The organism is Microbulbifer sp. HZ11, assembly GCF_000708675.1.
Taxonomy (GTDB): domain Bacteria; phylum Pseudomonadota; class Gammaproteobacteria; order Pseudomonadales; family Cellvibrionaceae; genus Microbulbifer.
Genome location: NZ_JELR01000002.1, coordinates 44,702 through 66,143, shown reverse-complemented (window position 1 = coordinate 66,143; position 21,442 = coordinate 44,702). Strand labels below are relative to the sequence as shown.

The window sequence follows — 21,442 nt, the reverse complement described above, 5'->3', positions numbered from 1 at the left end:
AACGGGCCTCATCGAGGCCCGTTTTTTTATGTGCGCTCTAATCACTTCCCGCCTGAAGGTATTCAATTACCTCATGGCGACGACCCCGATACAGGGTGCGCTCGGCTTTGCTTGCTATCTGGTGCTGATACATTGGGTCGTAGTAGTCCCGTAGCAAGAGGGTGATCCAACACCGGTGTCTGCTGGTGTCGCCGCAATCGAGTTGTTGCCGCAGCGCCTCCTGCATAATGGCATCGACTTCCTGAAAACGTTTTCCGCCGAGGCGTTTAGCAATCCTGAACAGGTTTTGACGGAGCGATGCCGCGTAAATCTCTGCGCCACGTTCACGACCGTGCGCTCGAATAAATGCGTCACAGAGTTTAATGACATAGTCGTCAAGGATACGATCAACCCGTTGTTCGAAATCGTCTTCAAGCCATACGATGGGGCTTTGCTGCATTTTTCGGTGAAGGGAAAAAGGGATGGAGCATTTCCCGATCAGGCGACTCTCGTCTTCCAAGACAAAGTGATTCTGTTTACGGGCGCGGCGCTTTAACAGGTCAATGGCCAGTCCATTCTCAAAGTTGATCTGCGTCGGTTGGGGCGTGGCCTTTTTGCCGAAACTGGAGCCGCGGTGATTGGCATGCCCTTCAAGATCTATGGCATTCGATAGTTGCGCGATGATTTCTGTTTTTCCAGTGCCAGTCATGCCGCTCAGGATGGTAAACCGGCAATCGTGTGCGGCAATTTCCAGTTCATCAATCAGGAAGTTTCGCATGGCTTTGTAGCCACCGGTAATCCGCGGGTAATCAATACCGGCTTCGTGCAGCCAATGCTGGCTGATTTGGGAGCGCAGGCCACCGCGAAAGCAGAATAAGTAGCCGTCTGGGTTGTCTCGGGCGTATTGTACCCAGGCGGATACTCGTGCTTCCTTGGTCTTGCCGGACACCAATTCGTGCCCAAGAGCAATGGCTGCCTGTTGGCCCCGCTGTTTGTAACAGGTGCCCACCGCTTCGCGCTCGTTGTCGCTCATCAATGGTAGATTGATAGCGGTGGGAAAGGACCCTTTGATGAATTCCGTGGGTGCACGGGTATCAATCAGTGGCCGGTCGTCTAGAAAGACTGACCGGTAGTCTGCGGTATCGGACCGATGATTTTCTCGCACCGCTTATTGCCTCATTCCACAATTACAGCCGGGCCGCCGGTGTACGAATTTTCCAGCGTTCCGATCGGCAATAATTGCAGTCCATTCTGAGCCGCCGTGGAGAGAAATTCCGCGTTGCCTTCAGGTTCTACGGCAAGCAACAGGCCACCACTGGTCTGCGGGTCGGCCAGTAGAGGTTTTTGTAACTCACTGGCAAGTCGTACCCGCTTGCCGTAACTGTCGAAATTGCGCTCGGTACCACCGGGGATACACCCCTGATCCACGTAGTATTCCACTCCATCAAGTCGCGGCACGGCATCGTAATTGATACGCGCGCAGAGCCTGCTGCCATCCGCCATTTCCACCAGGTGGCCGAGTAAACCAAAGCCGGTGACGTCGGTCATGGCTCTAACCTGCGGGAGTTTTGCAAACACGCTGCCAGCACGGTTAAGGGTGCACATTTGCTGCAATGCGCTGCCGATATCTTGTTCTCGCAGCTTTCCCTGCTTTTCCGCTGTGGTGAAAATGCCGATGCCCAGTGGTTTGGTGAGGTACAGCGCGCAACCAGCGGTTGCGGTGTTATTTCGTTTCAATTGCTGTTTGTCGACGATTCCGGTTACCGCGAGTCCGAAAATAGGCTCCGGTGCATCAATGGAGTGACCTCCGGCAAGTGGAATACCAGCGTCTGCGCATACGGCTCGCGCGCCGCGAATGACTTCTCGTGCCACTTCCGGCGGCAAAAGGCTGACTGGCCAACCGAGTATGGCGATAGCCATCATAGGGGCTGCCCCCATGGCGTAGATGTCACTGATGGCATTGGTGGCGGCAATGCGGCCAAAGTCGTAGGGGTCGTCTACGATGGGCATAAAAAAGTCGGTGGTGGATACCACGCCACGGGATTCATCAAGGGCGTATACGGCCGCATCGTCGCGGGAATCATTACCTACCCAGAGGAGGGGATCCGCGCTGCTTCCACTGTTTGCCAGAATCCTGTCCAGCACCGCGGGAGCGATCTTACAGCCGCAGCCTGCGCCATGACTGTACTGTGTCAGACGAATGGCTTTGTCGATATTGGAAGCTGGCATACTGGTCTCATTTTGCTTCGCACCCTGTAAGTTGGAGCAGTTGGTGTCAATTGGCGTTCATTTTAGCAGTGGGTGTGTCTGGGTTCATTCAATGTGGGCATGAGTGCACTATGGTTTCCTCTGTTTCCTAATGATTCCGGTGCGCGGTATCCGGATCCAATATCGCGATAATCTGAGGAGCAGAACGTGAAAAAAGACGACTCGAAGCGCACGACCAATGACGCCGGTATTCCGGTAGCCAGTGACGAATACTCTCTGACAGTGGGCGCCCAGGGCCCCATCATTCTGCAGGATCACTATCTGATCGAGCAGATGGCCAATTTCAATCGGGAGCATATTCCAGAGCGCCAGCCCCACGCGAAAGGTTCCGGTGCTTTCGGGCACTTTACGGTTACCCGGGACGTGAGTGCATATACCAAGGCTGCGGTATTTCAACCCAATACCAAAACCGACACACTGATCCGGTTTTCTACCGTGGCTGGAGAGAAGGGCAGCCCGGACACCTGGCGCGACCCACGGGGTTTTGCACTTAAATTTTATACCTCTCAGGGTAACTACGATCTGGTGGGAAATAACACGCCGGTGTTCTTTATCCGCGACCCGATGAAGTTTCAACACTTTATCCGATCTCAGAAACGCCGCGCCGACAACGGCTTGCGCGACCATGATATGCAGTGGGACTTCTGGACCCTATCGCCGGAATCAGCCCATCAGGTGACCTGGTTGATGGGTGACCGGGGTATTCCCAAGTCTTATCGACATATGAATGGCTATTCCAGCCATACCTATATGTGGGTGAATGCCAAAGGAGAACGCTTCTGGGTGAAATATCACTTCAAGTGCGACCAGGGTGTGGAGTGCCTGACTCAGGAAGAGGCGGATCGTATTGCCGGGCAGGATTCTGATGCACACCGTCGCGACCTGTTTGAGGCTATCGCCAGCGGAGATCACCCCAGCTGGACACTACACGTGCAGATCATGCCCTATGAGGAAGCCGCGAACTATCGCTTCAACCCTTTTGATCTGACCAAAGTATGGCCGCACGGAGACTATCCGCTGCACGAAGTTGGCAAACTGGTGCTGGATCGCAATCCGACGGATTTCCACACCGAGATCGAACAGGCGGCGTTTGAGCCCAACAACGTGGTACCGGGTATCGGTTTCAGTCCAGACAAGATGCTGCAGGCACGGGTGTTCTCATATGCGGACGCCCACCGCGCGCGTATGGGGGTCAACTACAAACAGATCCCGGTAAACCGGCCAAAATGCCCGGTACACAGCTACAGCAAGGATGGTGCGTTGCGGGTCGACAATGTTACCGATCCAGTATATGCCCCCAATAGCAAAGGAGGGCCCAGTGCAAACCATAGCTACACCGAGAAATGGGAAGCCAGTGGTGAATTTATGCACGCTGCCTATATCCCCCACAAAGAGGATGACGATTTTGTGCAGGCAGGTACGCTGGTGCGTGAGGTCATGGACGATGGGGGCAGGGAACGCCTGGTGTCCAATGTCGTGGGGCACCTCTCCGCTGGCGTCTCCGAAGAAGTCCTGAAGCGCGCTTTCGAGTACTGGCGCAACGTGGACAGGGACATCGGTGACCGTATTGAGAAGGGCGTGAAAGGGCAGTGATCAAGGTGCGGGCCCTCTGTTTTTCCGCCGGGCTGAGCCCGGCTACCCGGCTCCCCTCAGCATCCGCTTATCGCACCCGTTCTCACCTTATCGAATCCCCCCTTGCAGCCGGGCCGACAATCTATTTGAATGATCGGCGCGTATAACAATATGACCGGTCGACCGGTTCTGGCTGTCAGGTGGAGTCTCTTTTGTCGAATACGTACGTGCACCGCACTCTATTTCCCTTGTTGTTCCTGCTGCTTGTAAGTGTGTTTACGGGCTGGAGCACACTGTCTTCCGCTCAGGAAACGGCCAGTGGCGACCATGTAAACGTTCGCTGGCTGGCGCCGGATACCTTCGGCCCCGGTGAGGAAACCATTGGTTTTTACTTCGAGGTTGATCCCGGTTGGCACGTCTACTGGCGCAACGCTGGCGATTCCGGTGCTGCACCGCGCTTTGATTTTATCGGTGCCAGCGGCAAGGTTGGCGAGATCCAGTGGCCGTTCCCGGTGCGTTTACCCATCGAGCACCTTACCAACCTCGGCTATGAAGGTGACGTGGCCTACCTGTTCACAGTGACACCGGAAGCCGAGCGCATGGAGCTGGTGGTGAATCTGGAGTGGCTGGTGTGCAAGGTGGACTGCATCCCCGGCTTCGGTGCCATGAGCCTATCGCGCCCGGTGGCGGACCAGGTGGTGTGGCCGCAAGGCGACAGAGCGCTGCGAGATCGGTTTGCCGCGCAGATTCCGCTTGCGGTCAGCGGCAATACCGGTTTTCCCTGGTCTGTGCGGAACGTTACCGCGGAAGCGGACGGCGACAGTCTGCAGCTGGTACTGGAAGCGGGTGAAGGCGCTTCCTCGGAAGCGCCGGCGGTCTTCCCCCTCGATGGAAACCTGCTGACCGCCAAAGCCCCTCAGATTGCACAGTCCGGCAGCACCACCGGCTACACCTTCCAGCGGGTGCCCGGTGCGCCCTTACCGGACAGCACCGGTTTTGTGATCAGCGATGGCTCTCGAGCCTGGCAGCTGGAGCAATTAGATATTCAGGCGGCGGCCACTGCTGCGCCGAGTCCGGTGGATGGCGGACAGCCTCTATGGCTGCTGGTGCTGGCGGCCATTGCCGGAGGGGCCATTCTCAACCTGATGCCCTGCGTGTTTCCGGTGCTGTCGATCAAGCTGTTTGGCCTGGTCGGCCCGGAAAAGCACGCCGGTGAGCGTCTGGACGAGGGCCTGCGCTATGCCGCCGGGGTTCTGGTGACCTTTGCTGTGCTGGGAGCGCTGCTGCTGGTTCTGCGGGCCGGTGGCGCAGCGATTGGCTGGGGATTCCAGTTGCAGTCGGCACCGGTGGTGCTGGGGCTGATTCTACTGTTCTGGGTTATGGCGCTGTCGTTCAGTGGTCTGTACGAGTTTGGCCATCACCTGATGAACCTGGCCGGAAACAGCCGCGGGGGATCTTTTGTCACCGGCGTACTGGCGGTATTTGTGGCAGCTCCCTGTACGGGACCGTTTATGGGTGCCGCGCTGGGTGCCGCCACCTTACTGCCGGCATACGGCGCCATGGCGATCTTCCTCGGGTTGGGCATCGGGCTTGCATTGCCGTTTGTTCTACTGTGCGCTTTTCCCGCGTTACTAAACCGCTTGCCGGCGCCGGGGGCCTGGATGGAAACCCTGCGCCAGTTCCTCGCGTTCCCGCTGTACGCCACGGTGATCTGGTTGCTGTGGGTGCTGGGTCGCCTAGTGGGTGAAAGCGGTTGGCTGATCGGGGCCATGCTGATGCTGACCATCGTGTTCGCTTTCTGGCTCGGGCGCCATGGGTTCCGCGGTAGCCGCTGGCTTGCGTGGGGGCTGGTGCTGGCGGCACTGGTATTGAGTTTTGGTGCCGCCAACAAGCTGCAGCATAGTGGCGCCGCAGGAGCGGCACTGGCGCAGGAGAGCAGCAATTGGCAGCCCTATGATCGCAGTGCGATCAATCAGGCGCTGTCCCGTGAGCAGGGCGTATTTATCGACTACACCGCAGCCTGGTGTATTACCTGTCAGGTGAACAAAAAGCTGGTGCTGGAGTCCCAGGAAGTTGAGGCGCTGTTCCGGGAGAATGACGTGTATCTGGTGCGGGCCGACTGGACCGACCAGAACCCGGAAATCACCCGGGCACTGGGGGAGCTGGGAAGAAACTCGGTACCGGTTTACGCCTGGTATGCACCGGGAGAAACGGAGCCAGTATTGCTGCCGCAGATTTTGAAGACGGACATGATTGAAGCCCTATTCGACAACAAGTAATTTTTTACCCTATTTTCAACCAAGAGGATGCGTCATCGTGAATACTCAGCGTGTAAGTGGTAAACGGTCTTTTCGTCAATTTATCAGCAGTGTCGCGCTGTTTGCGCTACCGGCGTTGGCAATGGCAGTCGCGGTCCCCGGCGAGCAGGCACCGGCGTTCAGTGAGGTGGATGCAAAAGGCGAGACCCGCAGCCTGGAAGACTACAAAGGTCAGTGGTTGGTGCTGGAGTGGTTCAACAAGGACTGCCCTTATGTGAAGAAACATTACGGTAGTGGCAATATGCAGGCACTACAGAAAAAGTACACCGACCAGGACATCAACTGGCTGACCGTTATCTCTTCTGCGAAAGGCAAGCAGGGCTACCTGGAACCGGCGCAGGCATTGGAAGTGGCGGAGAGCCACAAGCTCGCGGCAAGCGCTCCCTTCCTGTTGGATACCGACGGCAGTATGGGGCGCGCGTACGGGGCCAAGACTACACCACATATGTTTATCATTAACCCGGAAGGGCAGGTAGTTTACGCCGGTGCGATCGACGATAACGATTCCGCCAATCCCGCGGTCATCCCCACCTCCAACAATTATGTGGCCGCAGCATTTGATGCAGCACTGAAAGGCGAGCAAGTGGCGGTGGCTTCGAGTCGTGCATACGGCTGTAGCGTCAAGTATTGATTTCGTTATTGCTGAATCACAAGTCGTGCAAATAAAAAGGCCCTCGGGGAAGTATCCCTGAGGGCCTTTTCAGTTGGTGCTCTTAGTTCCCGGGTACGGAAATCAGTTCGCCGTACAGGTGGGCTCTACATAGCTTCCGGTATGAGTACCCTGTAAACCGAAGCTGGCACTCGCACCGGGCTGCAGGTTGCCGTTCCATGCCAGATTGCTAACGGTGACCAGAGTGCCCCCATTTTCTGCGGTGAAGTTGCCACCCCAGCCGCTGTCAAAGGTATTGCCCCCGCTGAAGTTCAGTTTGACCTCCCAGCCGCTTACCGCGCTGTCGCCGTTGTTGGTGACAGTGATGGTGTTAAGTACAAATCCGTCTGTCCAGCTGTCGGCTTCACCGGGTACACAGGCAATGTCGGATTCCGGTTCTGGATCCGGTATCACTTCATCAACCACCTGAATCTGTACACTATCCGTTGCAGACAGCTCGATACCCGCGCTGTCCAGCGCGACAAGCTCTAACAGGTAGCTACCTGTTGCTGCCGGTGCGGTAATGGTGGTGGGGCTGCTTTCCGCACTGGCGACCAGGCCACCATCGATATAGATGTTGGCACCGCTGCTTTTGCGCTGGTTGAAGGCGACGGTGATTGTTTCTTCTACCAAGTATTCACTACCGGAAGTCGGCGTCACGATATCCAGCACCGGATTATCATTGCCGTAAAACTCGCTTACCGTAATACCTGTTTCACTGCTGCCAAGTGGCACCTGGTGATCCAGGCCTACAAACTTGCCATCCGTGTTCTGCCACAGTGCCGGTTTGAGCAGCGCGTACTTTTCTTCATCCCAGGTTTTCCAGTCATAGCCCCAGAGACCGCCGGTATCGCCGGAGTTGGGGTTCAAGCACCAGAAGGTGTGGTGCAGCTTGTGCTCCACAATCAGATCGCGGGCGTAGGTCATCCATTTTTCGTTCTGACCGCCGTCCATAAAGCCGCCCCATTCACCGAACAGCAGCGGCGAAATTCCCTGTTCATACAGGTAGAACCAGTTGTCTCTCCAGGCGTCCTCCATCAGGGATTCATAGGTAAAGTCCGGCTCAAACCAGGGCTGAAGGTAGACCGACGGACCGTAGATATGGGGTGAGTAGACCAGCTGATCCTGGTGCGGGCCGAGATCGATCGGGTGATCTGCCACACCGCGCAGGTTGCCGCCCCACCAGTAGTTGTGAAAATCTTTACTGGAATCGCTGTCCCAGGTCACGCCGTCCTTCGGGTAAGACTCGATGCCTTCGCACAGAACCAGCACGTTGGGATTGATGGCGAGAATACGCTTGGACGCAGTTTCGCAGGCGTATTTCCAGTTGTTTTCGTCAGTAGAGCTGTCCCACTTGGCGTAGGGAGAATCCGCCCAGGGTTTGCCGTGAGGCTCGTTCTCAATATCGAATGCAATGACGGTGTCATCATTTTTATAGCGATCCGCCATCCACTCCCAGGTTTCGTAGAAAATTTCGGAAGTGAGCTCTTCGTTGTACCACATGGGCGCGAAGTGACCGGAGTTATCCGCTTTGGCACTGTGTACATCCACCATGATTTTGACGCCGTACTTTTTCGCAAGCGCCACTGTGGTGTCGAAAATCTCAAGTGTGGTTTTCCCGGCAATCTCCGGGTTGGCGTAGTCGTTGATGCTCGGCACTGCGGCCATACCGCTTTGCCACTCGTAAATCAGTTCCGTGGAAATGGGAACACGGAGAATATTGATACCGCGGCTGGCGATATCCGCCATAGCGTTTTCGAGGTTTATTGCCCACAGGCCGTGAAATACCCGCTCACTGGCGTTGAATCCGAACCAGTTGGCGCCGGTCAGCCATACCGGGTTGCCCTGTTGATCGACAATCTGGTTGCCTTCCACACGCAGCCAATCGTCATCCGGCAGTGCCTCGGCAAATGACGGAGCAGAGAGGGACGCGGCCAGCGCAGTGGCCAATGAAAGTGTTGTCAATGTCTTCATTGTATTTTCAAGACTCTAATTAATATTTGAAGAGAAACGGAAAAACACCCGACAGACGCGATGTCTGTCGGATGCTCATTGTGGGTGCTACCGGATATCAGTCAGCGCTACAGGTTGGCAGGGCGAAGTCGCCATTGTGTCCGCCCTGGAAGCCGGCACTGGCAGAGGCGCCCGGTTGCAGGTTTCCATTCCAGGCGGCGTTGGTGACGCTGACGCTGCGGCCATCAGAGGACAGTTGGAACTCGCCGTTCCAGCCATTCACGATGCTGATGGGGTTGGCAAACGTAAGCGTTACTTCCCAGCTGCTGATGGCGCTATCACCGTTGTTTTCCACAACGATGTCATTGATGACAAAGCCGGTGTTCCAGCTGTCGGCAGTGTCCACGGAGCACTGCACACCTTCTCCACCACCGGAAGATTGCTCTTCCACGACGATGGAAACGCTGTCGGTAGCGCTAAGCTCTTCACCATCGTCCACAGCGCGCACTTCGATCACGTGGTTGCCGAGTGAGGGGGCATCAATTACTAGGTCGGTGGCACCATTGGCACTGCCGGTGAGCGCTCCGTCCAGGTACAGGTTTACACCGTCTGCATATTGCAGGGTGTACTGCACGGTAATGTCTTCCCCTTCCTCAAAGGTACTGCCGTTGGCCGGCGAGGTGATGCTGACCGCAGGGATGGGCGGGGACTCTACATCGATGGTCACGGTGGCCGGTGCGGAAACAGCGCCGGCATCGTCACTGACGGTGTAGGTGAAGCTATCGATGCCGAAGAAGCCGGCATCCGGTGTGTACAGCAGTTCTGCGCCAGTGCCACTCAGGCTGCCGTTACCCGGGGAGGTTTCCACGGTGTAGCCGGTGATGCTGCCGTCGCGATCGCTGCCGGACAGGGTTACCATCACCTGAGACTCGAATCCGGTTTCAACGAAAACGTCGTCAGCCACCGGAACACAGTTCACACCGGAGCTGCCGCCGCAACCTTCACCGGGCTCCTCACCCCAGACCAGATTGCCGTCGTCGTAGAGGGCAATGCGCGGCGCTTCTTCACGGCTGCTGCCGTAGTTGTCCCAGGATGGATCATTGCTCTGATCCCAGGGCAAACCTTCGCGCACGCCAATCCGGAACTGGGATTCCTTTTTGCTATCGGACTGGCCGCCGGGGAAGATATCCACACCCTCGAAAGACACTTCGACGTAGTAGATATTGTCTGCGGGATCACCCCAGGGGTGCGGGCCGGTAAAATCACTGCCCTGGTTGTAGGCGGTATTCAGTTCCAGGTCGCTGGCAGAATAGCCGGCATCCACCAGCTCGGAAATATCCACCCAGTAACGCAGGCTCAGGTTGTCGGTCAGACGTGCCGGCCAGGCGCTGCGGTTATGCGGGCGCGCGCTGATTTCGGTGTGGCGCGGGCCGGTGGAATTCAGCTTCGCATCTACGAAGAATTCTGTATCCCGCTCTTCCGGTGCCGGGAAGCTGTCTTCCGGAATCGGGTTGCCGCCAAAGTCCATCCACAGGCGTGCCAGGGCGCCGGTGAAGCCGGCGTTATAGTCGGTGGTTACTTCGTTGAGAATGTAATCGCCGCGGTCATTTTCAAACCCATCACTGGCATCCGGACCGCCCACCAGTGCACCCACCAGAGTGTGGCGGTTATCCACCGGGTCAGACAGGCTGTCGTTCCAGGAGCCGTGTGCGGTGCGGTGGTGCGGTGATGTGGGATACACAGAGCCGTAGCCGATCTGATAGCTCATATTCATCGGGTTGTCGCCGAGCAGATATTCCATCTGGCTGACGGCGAAGTCGTAGTAGGTTTGTGCCTTGGGGTTGTCCGCATCGTTTGCTTTCAGGTAGTCGGAATAGATCAGCGCGATGAAAGCGGTGTTGGAGGCATAACGGGCGGCGCCCCAGCGATCCAGGTGCGCCAGGCCACCGGGGGTATAGGTTACGCGGTTGCCTTCATAGCCGGTGGTCCAGTAGTCCAGCCAGCGCTCGGCGTCAGCGCGATACTGGGGGTTGTCGGTGAGCATAGACATCAGCACGTAACTGCCATAGCCCTTGTCGTCCCAGGCGTGGGTCCATTTGTAAGAGCGCACTGGCGACTGTGGCTCGGTCGAGAGGTTGTCGTAATAGCTGTTGGCTTTATCCAGATAGGACTGGTCGCCTGTGGCGCGATAGAGCCACGCCGCACCCCAGACCAGCTCGTCGTTATAACCGCTCCAGGAATTGTAAAACGCGGTGGCATCGGTGATGCAGTCGCTATATTTCCCGCGATAGTTATCAGCAAAGCTGTAGAGTTGCTTGGCGTGCTCCAGCAGGGTCGCTGAATACTGTGGGTCGGAATTTTCGAAAACCATGGAAATCGCAGCCAGTGCCGCAGCGGTTTCACCGGCCAGATCCGAGCCCGGACAGTTCTCGTCAATTTTGTAGGATGGACGTGGCATCTGCATCACTTCCGCAGAGCCCCACCAGGCGTGATCCACCGCACCTTCACCCACCTGTCCATACAATTCGTTCGGCGCGGTATGCGCCTTTACGAAATAGTCAGCGACAAATTTTAGGTTATTTTTCAGATGTTCGAGCTGACCGGTCTGTGCATAGGCCGCCTGGTTCTCAATGGCACCCCAGGCGAGCATGGTCGCTGTTGCTGCCATCGGGAAACCGAACTTTACATGGTCGCCTGCGTCGTACCAGCCACCGGTGAGGTCTACGTTGTTGTCGGCACCATCCTGCATGCCGGAGTCGCCGCGCCATTCGTTACGGTTCCAGCCAGGGATGGGACCGGATTGTTGAGCCTCATAAAAATAGATGGATTTTTGCAGTGCTTCACCGTAGTTGGCAGCGACGGCACCAGTAGAAAACAGGCCGATGCCCGCCATGCTTACACCGGCGATCGCGGCTGCAAGCGGTTTTGTGGTTCGAGTCATTCGCTTCATGGGACTTCCTTCATTTTTGATTCTTTATCTGCGGGCAGGATCAACTGCCCAGCGAATCTATAGTTCGCAACAGAAGGACGTGTATGTAACCGCTGCTGGAATGAAATTTACGCCAGTGTTTTTGAAGTGTGACGAGATCCCCGTTGCCATGGCGACGGGGTTAAAAAGGGGAGGGAGACTTCGATTTTTTTGATTAAATTTTTACAGCGTCGACAGGGTTTTGCACATGGCGGAAGTGAGCGAACTTAGGTCGCCTGTACTCATTATGTAGGGGGGCATGGTGTACACGAGCTTTCCAAATGGCCTCAACCAGATACCTTGATTGATCAGGCTTTCTTGCACGGTTGTATTATTTACGGGCTTTTGCATTTCCACGACACCAATGGCGCCGAGTACCCGAACGTCGGCAACGCCCTCGGCATTTTTCAGTGGGGTCAGTTCCGCTTTCAGTTGGGTTTCAATTCGATCAACCTGCTGTTGCCAGTTTCTTCGCAGTAGCAAGTCGATACTGGCGTTGGCCACGGCGCAGGCCATGGGGTTGCCCATAAAGGTGGGGCCGTGCATGAATACACCGGTTTCGCCGTTGCAGATTCCGTTGGCCACCTTGTTAGTGCACAGGGTGGCGGCGAGGGTCATGGTGCCGCCGGTGAGGGCTTTGCCGAGGGTGAGGATGTCGGGGGATATTCCGGCGTGCTCGCAGGCAAACATTTTGCCGCTGCGGCCGAAGCCGGTGGCGATTTCGTCGGCGATCAGGAGCAGATCGTATTGGTCGCAGAGTTCACGCACACGCTTCAGATACTCCGGGGAGTAAAAGCGCATGCCGCCGGCGCCCTGGACAATGGGTTCGAGGATGACGGCGGCGAGGTCTTGGTGGTTCTGTTCGATCAGTTGTTGCAGTTCGGCGGTGTCTTGCTCTGTACAGGGTTCGTCAAATTTTGGTTTGGGGGCGGGGGCGAACAGGTGTTGGGTGAGCTGGCTGGCGAACAGGTGGTGCATGCCGGTGACGGGGTCACAGGTGGCCATGGCGCCGAAGGTGTCGCCGTGGTAGCCGTTGCGCAGCGCGAGCAGTTTGTTTTTTTCCGGGTTTCCCTGGGAGTGCCAGTATTGCAGGGCCATTTTGATGGCGACTTCGACGGAGACGGAGCCGGAGTCGGCGAGGAAGACTTTCTGCAGTGGCTCCGGGGTGAGGGCGACGAGTTTTTTGCAAAGTTCGATGGCGGGTTCATGGGTGAGGCCACCGAACATGACGTGGCTCATTTTTTCCATCTGGTTTTGCATGGCGGCGTTTAGTTCGGGAACGTTGTAGCCGTGCAGGGTGCTCCACCAGGAACCCATGCCGTCGATCAATCCGCGTCCGTCTTCCAGGTAAATTCTGACCCCTTCGGCTCTTGTGACGGGGTAAACAGGCGGTGGATTAATCAGGGAGGAGTAAGGGTGCCAGATGTGGTTTTTATCAAACTCTAGATCCATCATTTAGGTGCTCTGCCTTCGCATTGTACTTTTTTACTTCGTAAGCTTTCGTCTACCGTCATTCCGGCGCAGGCCGGAATCCAGAGCTACGAAGCCGGTAATCAAGCCAATTCCCGCAGAACTTTAAGCGGCGGCTGACTAACCGCACTGCGACACGCCAGCGTACCCGCGGTACCAACCAGCAATGCCCCAACCAGCGGCCCGATCAGCCACAGTCCCGGGTGGAAATTAAACGGCATATCAAAGACCCGCTGGGTCAGTACCGCCAGTGTGGCTTCGGTCCCAAAGGCAGCGAGTAATCCGGCGGCAATACCCAGCAAGCCGAACTCGACCATCAGGCTGCGCATCAGCAGTTGCCGGCGGCCGCCCAGTGTGCGGATTACGGCGGCTTCCTGCAAACGTTCGGCGATGCTGGCGCGGACCCCGGCGATCAGTACGAGTACGCCGGCGACTAACATGAGCGCGAGAACGGACTCGACGGCGATGGCGACCTGGCCGATGGTTTCGCGAATATTTTCCAGGATTTTGTCCAGTTCGATGATGCTGACGCTGGGGAAGTTTTTCACCAGTTCGTTGACGAACAGTTTGTCTTCCGGCGGCAGGTAGAAGCTCTGGATGTAGGTGGCGGGGAAGGTGTCGAGGCTTCCCGGGGCGAACAGCATGAAGAAGTTGGGGCGCATGCTGTTCCAGTCCAGGGTGCGCAGGCTGGTGACGGTGGCTTCGGTTTCGAGGCCGCCGATGGAGAAGCGCAAGATGTCGCCGAGTTGGAGACCGAGGCGGGCGGCGACTTCGACTTCGACCGAAACACCTTGGGGAGAGACGCCTTCGTTGAGGTCTTCATTCCACCATTCACCGGCGACAATTTTATTGTCGGCGGGGAGGGTGTCGGTCCAGCTCAGGTTGAGTTCGCGGCGGATGGCGCCGGTTTGGTGTTTCCGTTCGTCCACAGGGGTGCCATTTACGGCGATAAGTCGGCCGCGCACCATGGGGTAGAACTCGCTGCCTTCGAGGTTTTTGCCTTCCACTTTTTGCTTCACGCCCTCCAGCTCGTAGGGGGCGATGTTGACGAGGAAGTGGTTGGGGGCGTTTGCCGGGAGTTGCATCTGCCATTCGTCGATCAGTGCGGTGCGCGCGTAGTACATGGCGAGCATGGCGAGCAGGCCGGTGCCGAAGGCGGCAATCAGCAGAGTATTGAAGCCGGCACGGCGTTGCAGGCTGCCCAGTGCAATACGCCAGCTGCCGCCGAGGGACGCGAGTCTTCCGCGCACCAGCAGGCGGTTGATCAGGGCGGCGCCAGCCACGAGCAGGCCGAGGCCGGCGAGCAGGGCGACGGTGATGGCGATGCTGCCAGAGAGCCACCAGATCAACAGCAGCATAGACAGGGGGCCGGGGATCAGGCCGAGCCATTCCCGCTTGTCCGGATTGCTCCAGTCCTGGCGCAGGGTCTGCATGGGGGCGGTCTGGGCGAGGCGGAACAGGGGCGGCAGGGCGAAGCCGATCACGCAGGCGACGGCGGTAGCAAGACCCACGAGCAGAGGTTGCAGGCCGCTGGGGGGCGGGGTAACCGGGAAGAAGCCTTCCAGCAGGTTTACCGCCTGGGACTGGATGAGGGAACCGAGGGCGAGACCGATGGCGGTGGCGATCAGGGCCAGGGCGGTCATCTGGCCAATGTAGATTCCGAGTATTTTGCTCTTGCCGGCGCCGAGGCTTTTCATCACCGCCACGTAGTTGGCGTGGCGCAGGCCGTAACGGCGGGCGGCGAGGCCGACGGCAACACTGGCGAGCAGTACCGCGAGGCTGGCCGCCAGAAACAGGAAGCTCTCTGCGCGATCCAGAGTGCGGGCGACACGGGGTTGGCCCTCTTCCAGGTCGATCACCCGCTGGTGGTCAGTGAGCTGGGGTTTGAGCCAATCGAAATACTGGTCGAGAGTCGAGTCGTCACCGGCAAACAGGTAGCGATAGGTGACGCGGCTGCCGGGCTGCAGGATGTTAGTGGCGGCGAGATCCGACTGGTGCATCATCACGCGCGCGCCCATGGAGAAGAGATTGGCACCGCGGTCCGGTTCGTGGTCGAGGATACCGGCGACCCTGAGATCGGTGTCACCCAGCTGCAGGTCGTCGCCGATCGACAGATTCATCAGCGGCAGCAGGCGCGCTTCCAGCCACACTTCTCCGGGAGGTGGGCCCTGATGGATCTCGCGGGAAATGTCATCCGCACTTGCACGCATTTCCAGGTGGCCGACCAACGGATAGTCATCACTCACGGCTTTTACCGAGGCGAACTGGAATTCATCTCCGGCGGAGAGCATGGAGGCAAAGGTGGTGGTCTGGGCCTGCTTCAGCCCCAGTTCATCGGCTTTGGCCAACCATGCCTGTGGGACTTTCTTGCTGCTCTGTACCACCCGCTCTGCAGCCAGGAAGCTCTGGGACTGGATATGCATGGCACGAGTGAGTCGGTCGGAAAAGTGGGCGATTGCGGTGACACAGGTGACCGCCAGCACCAGGGCGGTGGCAATGAGAGCCAGTTCACCGCCGCGCCAGTCGCGGCCGAGGAGTTTCAGTGGCAGCATCAGGCGGACACCTCCGTCTGATCACCAAACTGATCTCCTAAAAACGAGTCGGGAATATCGGCACTGGTGATTTCACCGGCGGCCATGCGCAGGTGGGCACCGCAGCGCTCGGCGAGGCGCTGTTCGTGAGTGACCAGTACCAGGGTGGTACCGGTCTCGGCATTGAGGTTGAACAGCAGGTCGATGACTTTCTCACCGTTATTGGCGTCCAGGCTGCCGGTGGGTTCGTCGGCGAACAGAATGCCGCTATTTATTCCGGAAGAGGTGTCAGAGCTCTGGTTGGCAATACTGCGTCCGCCGGCAGCGATACTACAAAAGGCGCGGGCGATGGCGACGCGCTGCTGCTCGCCACCGGACAGCTGGCGCGGGTAGTGGTGCAGGCGATGGCCGAGGCCGACGCGCTCTAAAAATTCCTCGGCGCGCTTGCCGGCGTTGCGCTCGCCGCGAAGTTCGCTTGGCAGCATGACGTTTTCCTGCGCGGTGAGGCCGGGCAGCAGCTGGAATGTCTGGAACACGAAGCCGACACAGCGGGCGCGCAGGGCGGCACGCTGCTCTTCGTCCATGGCGGTGATTTCCTCGCCCGCGAGCCAGATCTTGCCTTCGGTGGGGCGATCGAGGCCGGCCAACAGGCCCAGCAGGGTGGATTTGCCGGAGCCGGAAGCCCCGGTGATGGCCAGGCTCTGGCCGGGGGGAAGTTGCAGGGAAATGTCGTTCAGAAGGGTCAGTGGGCCTTCGCTGGTACTGACGCGGTGTTGAAGGTTTTCGGCTTTGAGCATCACTGACATGGCAAGTCCCTGTAATTCCTGCAAAATGTGCGTGTTCAGAAGTGGAGAGTATGACATGGCGGCAGTTTTTTTCCGGCACCTTGCCCCCGGTTTTATCGTGTGTGGTCTGCTGTTGACCGCTTTGTGTTACGGGCACACGGCGAGAGCGGATGAGCCGGCTGCAGAAGAGGGCACTCTGTTGATACTGGGAGATAGTATCAGTGCGGCCTATGGCCTGGATGAGCGCGAGGGTTGGGTGCAGTTATTGCGGGACCGGCTAGCCGAACAGGAGCTGGCGGTGAAGGTGGTGAACGCCAGTATCAGCGGGGAAACATCCGCCGGTGGCCTGACCCGTTTGCCACGCTTACTGAGTGAGTATTCACCCGACTGGCTGGTGCTGGAGCTGGGGGGCAATGATGGTCTGCGCGGTTACCCACCGCGGGCGCTGCACAACAACCTGGCGCGGATGGTGAAGCTGGCCCGGGAAGGGGGCGCGGAGGTGCTGATTCTGGGTATGCAGATGCCGCCAAATTACGGTAAGGCGTACACCAAGGCGTTTGCGGCGGTCTATCCGAAGGTGGCCGAAGAGCAGCAGGTGCCGCTGGTGCCGTTCTTTCTGGAGACGGTAGCGCTGGTGGAGGGGGCGATGCAGACCGATGGTATTCACCCCACGGCTAAGGCACAGCCGGCTCTGCTGGATCATGTGTGGCCCTGCCTGGAAGCCATTTTAAAAGCTAATGAGGATGCTCGGTCCGATAGCCTGTGCACTTCCTGATCGGAAAGCGTACAATCGCGCCCTGATTTTTGCTGGGGCTCCATTTAGTGGTGGGGCTTCGTAGATGGCTCCGGGGCGGCCCTGTCCCCGGTGAAGCCATTGCGGGACACGCTACGAGTTCATCCATGAACGCTCGGCTGTGGCCATCCATGGCCACAGACGGTCCCGCAATGGCTTCACCGGTGTCAGCGCCTTAGCGCAATAGTTTTCAATGCTGACCGGCCCACTTGCAATACCTCAAGAATTTTCGAGAACTACCCAATGTCTGATCTGGAAAACCGCCGCGAGCGGCTGGAATTCAACAAGCTGCAAAAGCGCCTGCGTCGCAATGTGGGCAAGGCGATCGCTGACTTCAATATGATTGAAGAGGGCGACAAGGTGATGGTGTGCCTGTCTGGTGGTAAGGATTCCTACGCGATGCTGGAAATCCTGATGAATCTGCAGAAGACGGCGCCGGTGCATTTTGAACTGGTGGCGGTGAATATGGATCAGAAGCAGCCGGGTTTCCCGGAGCATATTTTGCCGGAATACCTGCAATCCATTGGCGTGCCTTATCACATCGTGAACAAGGACACTTACAGTGTGGTGAAGGAGGTGGTGCCGGAAGGCAAGACTACCTGCGGCCTATGCTCACGCCTGCGCCGCGGCACTCTGTATGGCTTTGCCGAAGAAATCGGTGCCACCAAGGTGGCCCTGGGGCATCACAAAGACGATATAGTCGAGACGCTGTTTCTGAATATGTTTTATGGTGGCCGCCTGAAGGCGATGCCGCCGAAACTGCGCGCGGACGACGGGCGCAATATTGTGATCCGCCCGCTGGCCTATTGCCGCGAGACGGATCTGATTGCGTTTGCGGATCACAAGCAGTTCCCGATTATTCCGTGCAATCTTTGCGGGAGTCAGGAGAACCTCCAGCGCCAGGCGATCAAAGGTATATTGAGTGAATGGGACAGGAAGTTTCCCGGTCGCAGCGACAATATCTTCGCCGCACTGACACGGGTTTCACCCTCGCAGCTGGCGGATCGGGACCTGTACGATTTTGAAAGCCTGGAGCTGGATCGCTCTAAGCCCGCACCTGCGGTGGACGCGCGTGCGATCGAGCAGTACGTGGATTCGTGGATTCCGGAGGATGCGCGCGATGAGGGGCCGGAGCCCGCAGAAGAGGCGGCGCAGCCGATGTATATTGAGGCGCGGAATCTATAAGCTCATCTTCTTCCACCAGCAGGCAATCGGTTTTCTTGCTAGCTGTCTTTTCCCTAGCCGCGGTTTTTACTGCGGCTTTTTCGTTTTCAGGTGAAGGTTTTTCGGTGGGTTTCACCAGTTTGCTATAGCTGTCTACAAAATCCCGTAGGCGTGCGCTCGGGCCATGGTGAAAGTGTTTTTTCCACAACTTGGCCATCTTCGGCAGGTTGTCACTTTCCACATGGTCGACACCGGCGGCGCGGTACACCAGCCAGGCAATTGCGGTGGCGTAGCGTAGGTTGGTAGCGAGTTCGGCGTGGGGGTGTTGCAGGAAATCCCGTTGGCTGGCAAGGCCGCGGACTTTGGAAGCGAGCGGAGGGAAATTGATCAGATATTTATCCCATATCTGTCGATGGGTGCTGGGAAGTATCTGGAAAATCCCCATTCCGTGGCGACGCCCCTGCTTGAGGTGAAAGCCCAGTTCGGATTCCTGTGCCGCAGTGCCGAGTAGCAGAGCCTCCATTCCTGGAGACCAGGCACGCAACTGCTTTAAGGTGGGACGAACGACGAACTGGCGCAGCTCGTCCAGACAAATACCCATAATGCTTTCGCTTTCCTTAACTGCTCAGTCTGTGACCGCCATCCATGGCGGCTTTTGGTAACTGTACATACCCTTGGTTTAGTTTGTGGATTGAGTAACCGCCAGCGAATGGGTAGATTTACGCGCAATAAAGACCAATAACGACGGATTCAGCCTATTCTTTCGCGGGACGTGGCTAAATCTGCCAAATTTGATGGGGAATCCCAAATGTCCGGACAGTGGCTCGTTGCCCTCACCTTTATCGCCTATCTCGCACTGATTCTCGCCATCGGCGTGTACGCCTACCGACGCACCAAGGATGCCAGTGACTACTTTCTCGGCGGCCGCTCGCTGCCACCCGCAGTTGCAGCGCTGAGTGCGGGGGCGTCGGATATGAGTGGCTGGCTGCTGCTCGGTTTACCTGGAGCGGCTTATGCCACGGGACTTTCTTCCGGGTGGATTGCTATTGGCCTGTTCAGCGGTATTGTCTTGAGCTGGACCACCATGGCGCGCCGGTTGCGCATCTACAGCTATGCGCTGGACGACTCGCTCACCGTACCCGCGTATCTGCACCGTCGCTTCAATCTCTCGACCCCCTGGCTGCGCACCATCTGCGCATTTTTCATTTTGCTGTTCTTCCTGTTCTATGTGGCCTCCGGCCTGATTGCTGGCGGCAAATTATTCGAGACCGTATTTGGCTGGGACTACCAGTGGGCGGTGGTGATTGGCGCGATCGCGGTGATTTCCTACACCCTGTTTGGCGGTTTTCTCGCGGTGTCCTGGACCGATGTCTTCCAGGGGTTACTGATGAGCTTGGCATTGGTGATTGTCCCGATTATGGTGATTTCCGATGAGGGCGGCTGGGGTAGCGCCTGGACGACCATGCAGGCGGAGCATCCGGAATTGATGCACTGGATGAGGGACAACACCGGCGCCACCCTGGGGGTGGCTGCGATCCTGAGTTCTCTGGCGTGGGGGCTCGGGTACTTTGGTCAACCGCACATTCTGGCCCGTTTCAAGGCTCTGCGGCATCCGGATGACATGCCGGCTGCGGCTACTGTCGCTGCGATCTGGTCTCTGGCCGGCTTTCTCGGTGCCATGTGTGTGGGCCTGTTCGGCCACTTGGAGCTTACCGCGACATTGCCGGATGGCGAACGGATCTTTATGGCCCTGGTAGAGTCTCTATTTCACCCTCTGGTTGCCGGTATTCTACTGGCGGCGATCCTGTCGGCAATCATGAGCACCGCAGATTCCCAGTTGCTGGTGTCATCCGCGGCACTGGCAGAAGATATTTACCATGTGTGGTTCGGCAAGCAGGCATCGTCGGAAAGTATCGTGAAAGTGGGCCGTTGGGCAGTGGTGGCGCTGTCATTAATTGCGGTGGGCGTCGCGATGGACCCGGGCTCCAAGGTGCTGGATGTGGTCGCCTATGCCTGGGCGGGGCTGGGAGCTGCATTTGGCCCAGCAATACTGATCAGCCTCTACTGGTCGCGGATGACCGGTGCAGGTGCGATTGCAGGGGTTCTGGTCGGGGGTATAACCGTAGTGGTATGGAAACAGCTCTCTGGTGGCATCTTCGATATATACGAGCTTTTACCGGGATTCGTACTCTCCGCAGCTGCTATTGTTTTAGTAAGTGCCGTGACGCATTGCCCTGAAGGAATTTCAACGCGCCACCGTCAATTACTGGGGCAAAAGCAGTAGTCTGATCGCGGTATTCGCGCAACGTTGCGCAATTGATCGGTGGTGCCGCGGCTGGAGTAGTTGGAGTGATCGAAGTACACCTCGGTGATATCACTCGGTTGCATGTGGATGTAATCGTCAATGCAGCCAACCAGAGGCTCCTCGGCGGAGGCGGCGTTGATGGCGCCATCCACCGTGCGGCAGGCCCAGAGTTGATGGAGGCCTGCCGCGCTATTGGCGGTTGCCCGGTAGGGGAAGTGCGCGCCACCGCCGGATACCGGCTGCCGGTGAAGCGAATCTATCACACGGTCGGCCCGGTCTGGCGTAGCGGTAATCTTGGCGAACCGGAGCTACTCGCCAGCTGTTATCGCCAGTGTCTCAACCTTGCGCGGCGCGAACACGCCCATTCCATTGCATTCCCTGCCATCAGCTGTGGTGTCTACGACTACCCCCCGGAGCTTGCAGTAGAAATTGCCGTTGAGCAGGCTCAGAACCATCTCGACCGCGACGGCGGTCCCCGCCACGTTATTTTCTGCTGTATAGACGAGGAAATGGCTGAACTCTACCGCATGCAGTTGGATGCCTGTGTTCGCCGTTAAGCACCCGTGAGGTCGATTGCATAAATTCGTAAGCGTACCAGTTAGTCGCGATAACTTTGCGGGCGTGCAGTCTCGTAGTCGCGGCTAACTGGCACTGCCGTAACAGTCAGTGTTGCGCACAAAACATAAC

Annotated in this window: 14 protein-coding genes; 7 read left to right on the top strand and 7 right to left on the bottom strand. The window is 57.7% G+C overall.

Annotated features, from left to right (window positions below; translation table 11 throughout):
* Positions 1 to 37 precede the first annotated feature (37 nt).
* Together mnmH and selD are read right to left on the bottom strand one after the other, a co-directional pair.
* Complete coding sequence (gene mnmH, locus AU11_RS08165; RefSeq protein WP_043318602.1) at positions 38 to 1,144, bottom strand: tRNA 2-selenouridine(34) synthase MnmH; 1,107 nt, start codon at positions 1,142 to 1,144, stop codon at positions 38 to 40.
* A gap of 11 nt (positions 1,145 to 1,155) precedes the next feature.
* The gene (selD, locus tag AU11_RS08160; protein ID WP_043320230.1) at positions 1,156 to 2,193 is read right to left on the bottom strand and encodes a selenide, water dikinase SelD; all 1,038 of its coding nucleotides are present in this window, start codon (positions 2,191 to 2,193) and stop codon (positions 1,156 to 1,158) included.
* Between the two features lie 201 nt (positions 2,194 to 2,394).
* Here selD and AU11_RS08155 point away from each other — a divergent pair, with 201 nt between their 5' ends.
* The 3 genes from AU11_RS08155 (at position 2,395) to AU11_RS08145 (ending at position 6,768) form a co-directional block, all read left to right on the top strand.
* The gene (locus AU11_RS08155; RefSeq protein ID WP_043318600.1) at positions 2,395 to 3,840 is read left to right on the top strand and encodes a catalase; all 1,446 of its coding nucleotides are present in this window, start codon (positions 2,395 to 2,397) and stop codon (positions 3,838 to 3,840) included.
* Between the two features lie 191 nt (positions 3,841 to 4,031).
* Complete coding sequence (locus AU11_RS08150; RefSeq protein WP_231491760.1) at positions 4,032 to 6,098, top strand: protein-disulfide reductase DsbD; 2,067 nt, start codon at positions 4,032 to 4,034, stop codon at positions 6,096 to 6,098.
* 37 nt (positions 6,099 to 6,135) lie between these two features.
* Positions 6,136 to 6,768, top strand: coding sequence for a thioredoxin family protein (locus AU11_RS08145; protein WP_043318596.1), 633 nt, complete (start codon positions 6,136 to 6,138; stop codon positions 6,766 to 6,768).
* Positions 6,769 to 6,870: 102 nt separating this feature from the next.
* Here AU11_RS08145 and AU11_RS08140 read toward each other — a convergent pair whose 3' ends face one another.
* The 5 genes from AU11_RS08140 to AU11_RS08120 form a co-directional block, all read right to left on the bottom strand.
* Positions 6,871 to 8,760 (bottom strand): cellulase family glycosylhydrolase, encoded by a 1,890-nt coding sequence (locus AU11_RS08140; protein WP_043318594.1) that lies wholly within the window; start codon positions 8,758 to 8,760, stop codon positions 6,871 to 6,873.
* 97 nt (positions 8,761 to 8,857) lie between these two features.
* Positions 8,858 to 11,689: a glycoside hydrolase family 9 protein gene (locus tag AU11_RS08135; RefSeq protein WP_197023805.1), complete on the bottom strand. Its 2,832-nt coding sequence runs from the start codon at positions 11,687 to 11,689 to the stop codon at positions 8,858 to 8,860.
* A gap of 201 nt (positions 11,690 to 11,890) precedes the next feature.
* On the bottom strand, positions 11,891 to 13,162 hold the full coding sequence (gene bioA / locus AU11_RS08130; RefSeq protein ID WP_043318592.1) for an adenosylmethionine--8-amino-7-oxononanoate transaminase: 1,272 nt from the start codon (positions 13,160 to 13,162) through the stop codon (positions 11,891 to 11,893).
* A gap of 98 nt (positions 13,163 to 13,260) precedes the next feature.
* Entirely contained in the window at positions 13,261 to 15,729 is a 2,469-nt protein-coding gene (locus tag AU11_RS08125; protein WP_043318590.1) for an ABC transporter permease, read from the bottom strand.
* Positions 15,729 to 16,514 (bottom strand): ABC transporter ATP-binding protein, encoded by a 786-nt coding sequence (locus tag AU11_RS08120; RefSeq protein WP_043318587.1) that lies wholly within the window; start codon positions 16,512 to 16,514, stop codon positions 15,729 to 15,731. The genes AU11_RS08125 and AU11_RS08120 overlap by 1 nt, the downstream gene beginning before the upstream one ends.
* Positions 16,515 to 16,569: 55 nt before the next feature.
* Here AU11_RS08120 and AU11_RS08115 point away from each other — a divergent pair, with 55 nt between their 5' ends.
* The 4 genes from AU11_RS08115 to AU11_RS08100 all read left to right on the top strand — a co-directional run bounded on the left by AU11_RS08115 (position 16,570) and on the right by AU11_RS08100 (position 21,312).
* The gene (locus AU11_RS08115; RefSeq protein ID WP_043318585.1) at positions 16,570 to 17,268 is read left to right on the top strand and encodes an arylesterase; all 699 of its coding nucleotides are present in this window, start codon (positions 16,570 to 16,572) and stop codon (positions 17,266 to 17,268) included.
* 261 nt (positions 17,269 to 17,529) lie between these two features.
* A complete protein-coding gene (ttcA, locus tag AU11_RS08110) occupies positions 17,530 to 18,471 on the top strand; it encodes a tRNA 2-thiocytidine(32) synthetase TtcA (protein ID WP_043318583.1) in 942 nt (313 codons plus the stop codon).
* Between the two features lie 787 nt (positions 18,472 to 19,258).
* Complete coding sequence (putP, locus tag AU11_RS08105) at positions 19,259 to 20,734, top strand: sodium/proline symporter PutP (protein WP_043318581.1); 1,476 nt, start codon at positions 19,259 to 19,261, stop codon at positions 20,732 to 20,734.
* A gap of 65 nt (positions 20,735 to 20,799) precedes the next feature.
* Positions 20,800 to 21,312, top strand: a complete 513-nt coding sequence (locus tag AU11_RS08100; protein WP_043318579.1) for an O-acetyl-ADP-ribose deacetylase — start codon at positions 20,800 to 20,802, stop codon at positions 21,310 to 21,312.
* Positions 21,313 to 21,442: the final 130 nt, after the last annotated feature.

Excerpts from the sequence above, each read along its gene's own strand:
- AU11_RS08140 (WP_043318594.1), bottom strand. The coding sequence starts at position 8,760 with ATGAAGACATTGACAACACTTTCATTGGCCACTGCGCTGGCCGCGTCC.
- AU11_RS08135 (WP_197023805.1), bottom strand. The coding sequence starts at position 11,689 with ATGAAGCGAATGACTCGAACCACAAAACCGCTTGCAGCCGCGATCGCC.
- bioA (WP_043318592.1), bottom strand. The coding sequence starts at position 13,162 with ATGATGGATCTAGAGTTTGATAAAAACCACATCTGGCACCCTTACTCC.
- AU11_RS08125 (WP_043318590.1), bottom strand. The coding sequence starts at position 15,729 with ATGCTGCCACTGAAACTCCTCGGCCGCGACTGGCGCGGCGGTGAACTG.
- AU11_RS08120 (WP_043318587.1), bottom strand. The coding sequence starts at position 16,514 with ATGTCAGTGATGCTCAAAGCCGAAAACCTTCAACACCGCGTCAGTACC.
- AU11_RS08115 (WP_043318585.1), top strand. The coding sequence starts at position 16,570 with ATGGCGGCAGTTTTTTTCCGGCACCTTGCCCCCGGTTTTATCGTGTGT.
- ttcA (WP_043318583.1), top strand. The coding sequence starts at position 17,530 with ATGTCTGATCTGGAAAACCGCCGCGAGCGGCTGGAATTCAACAAGCTG.
- putP (WP_043318581.1), top strand. The coding sequence starts at position 19,259 with ATGTCCGGACAGTGGCTCGTTGCCCTCACCTTTATCGCCTATCTCGCA.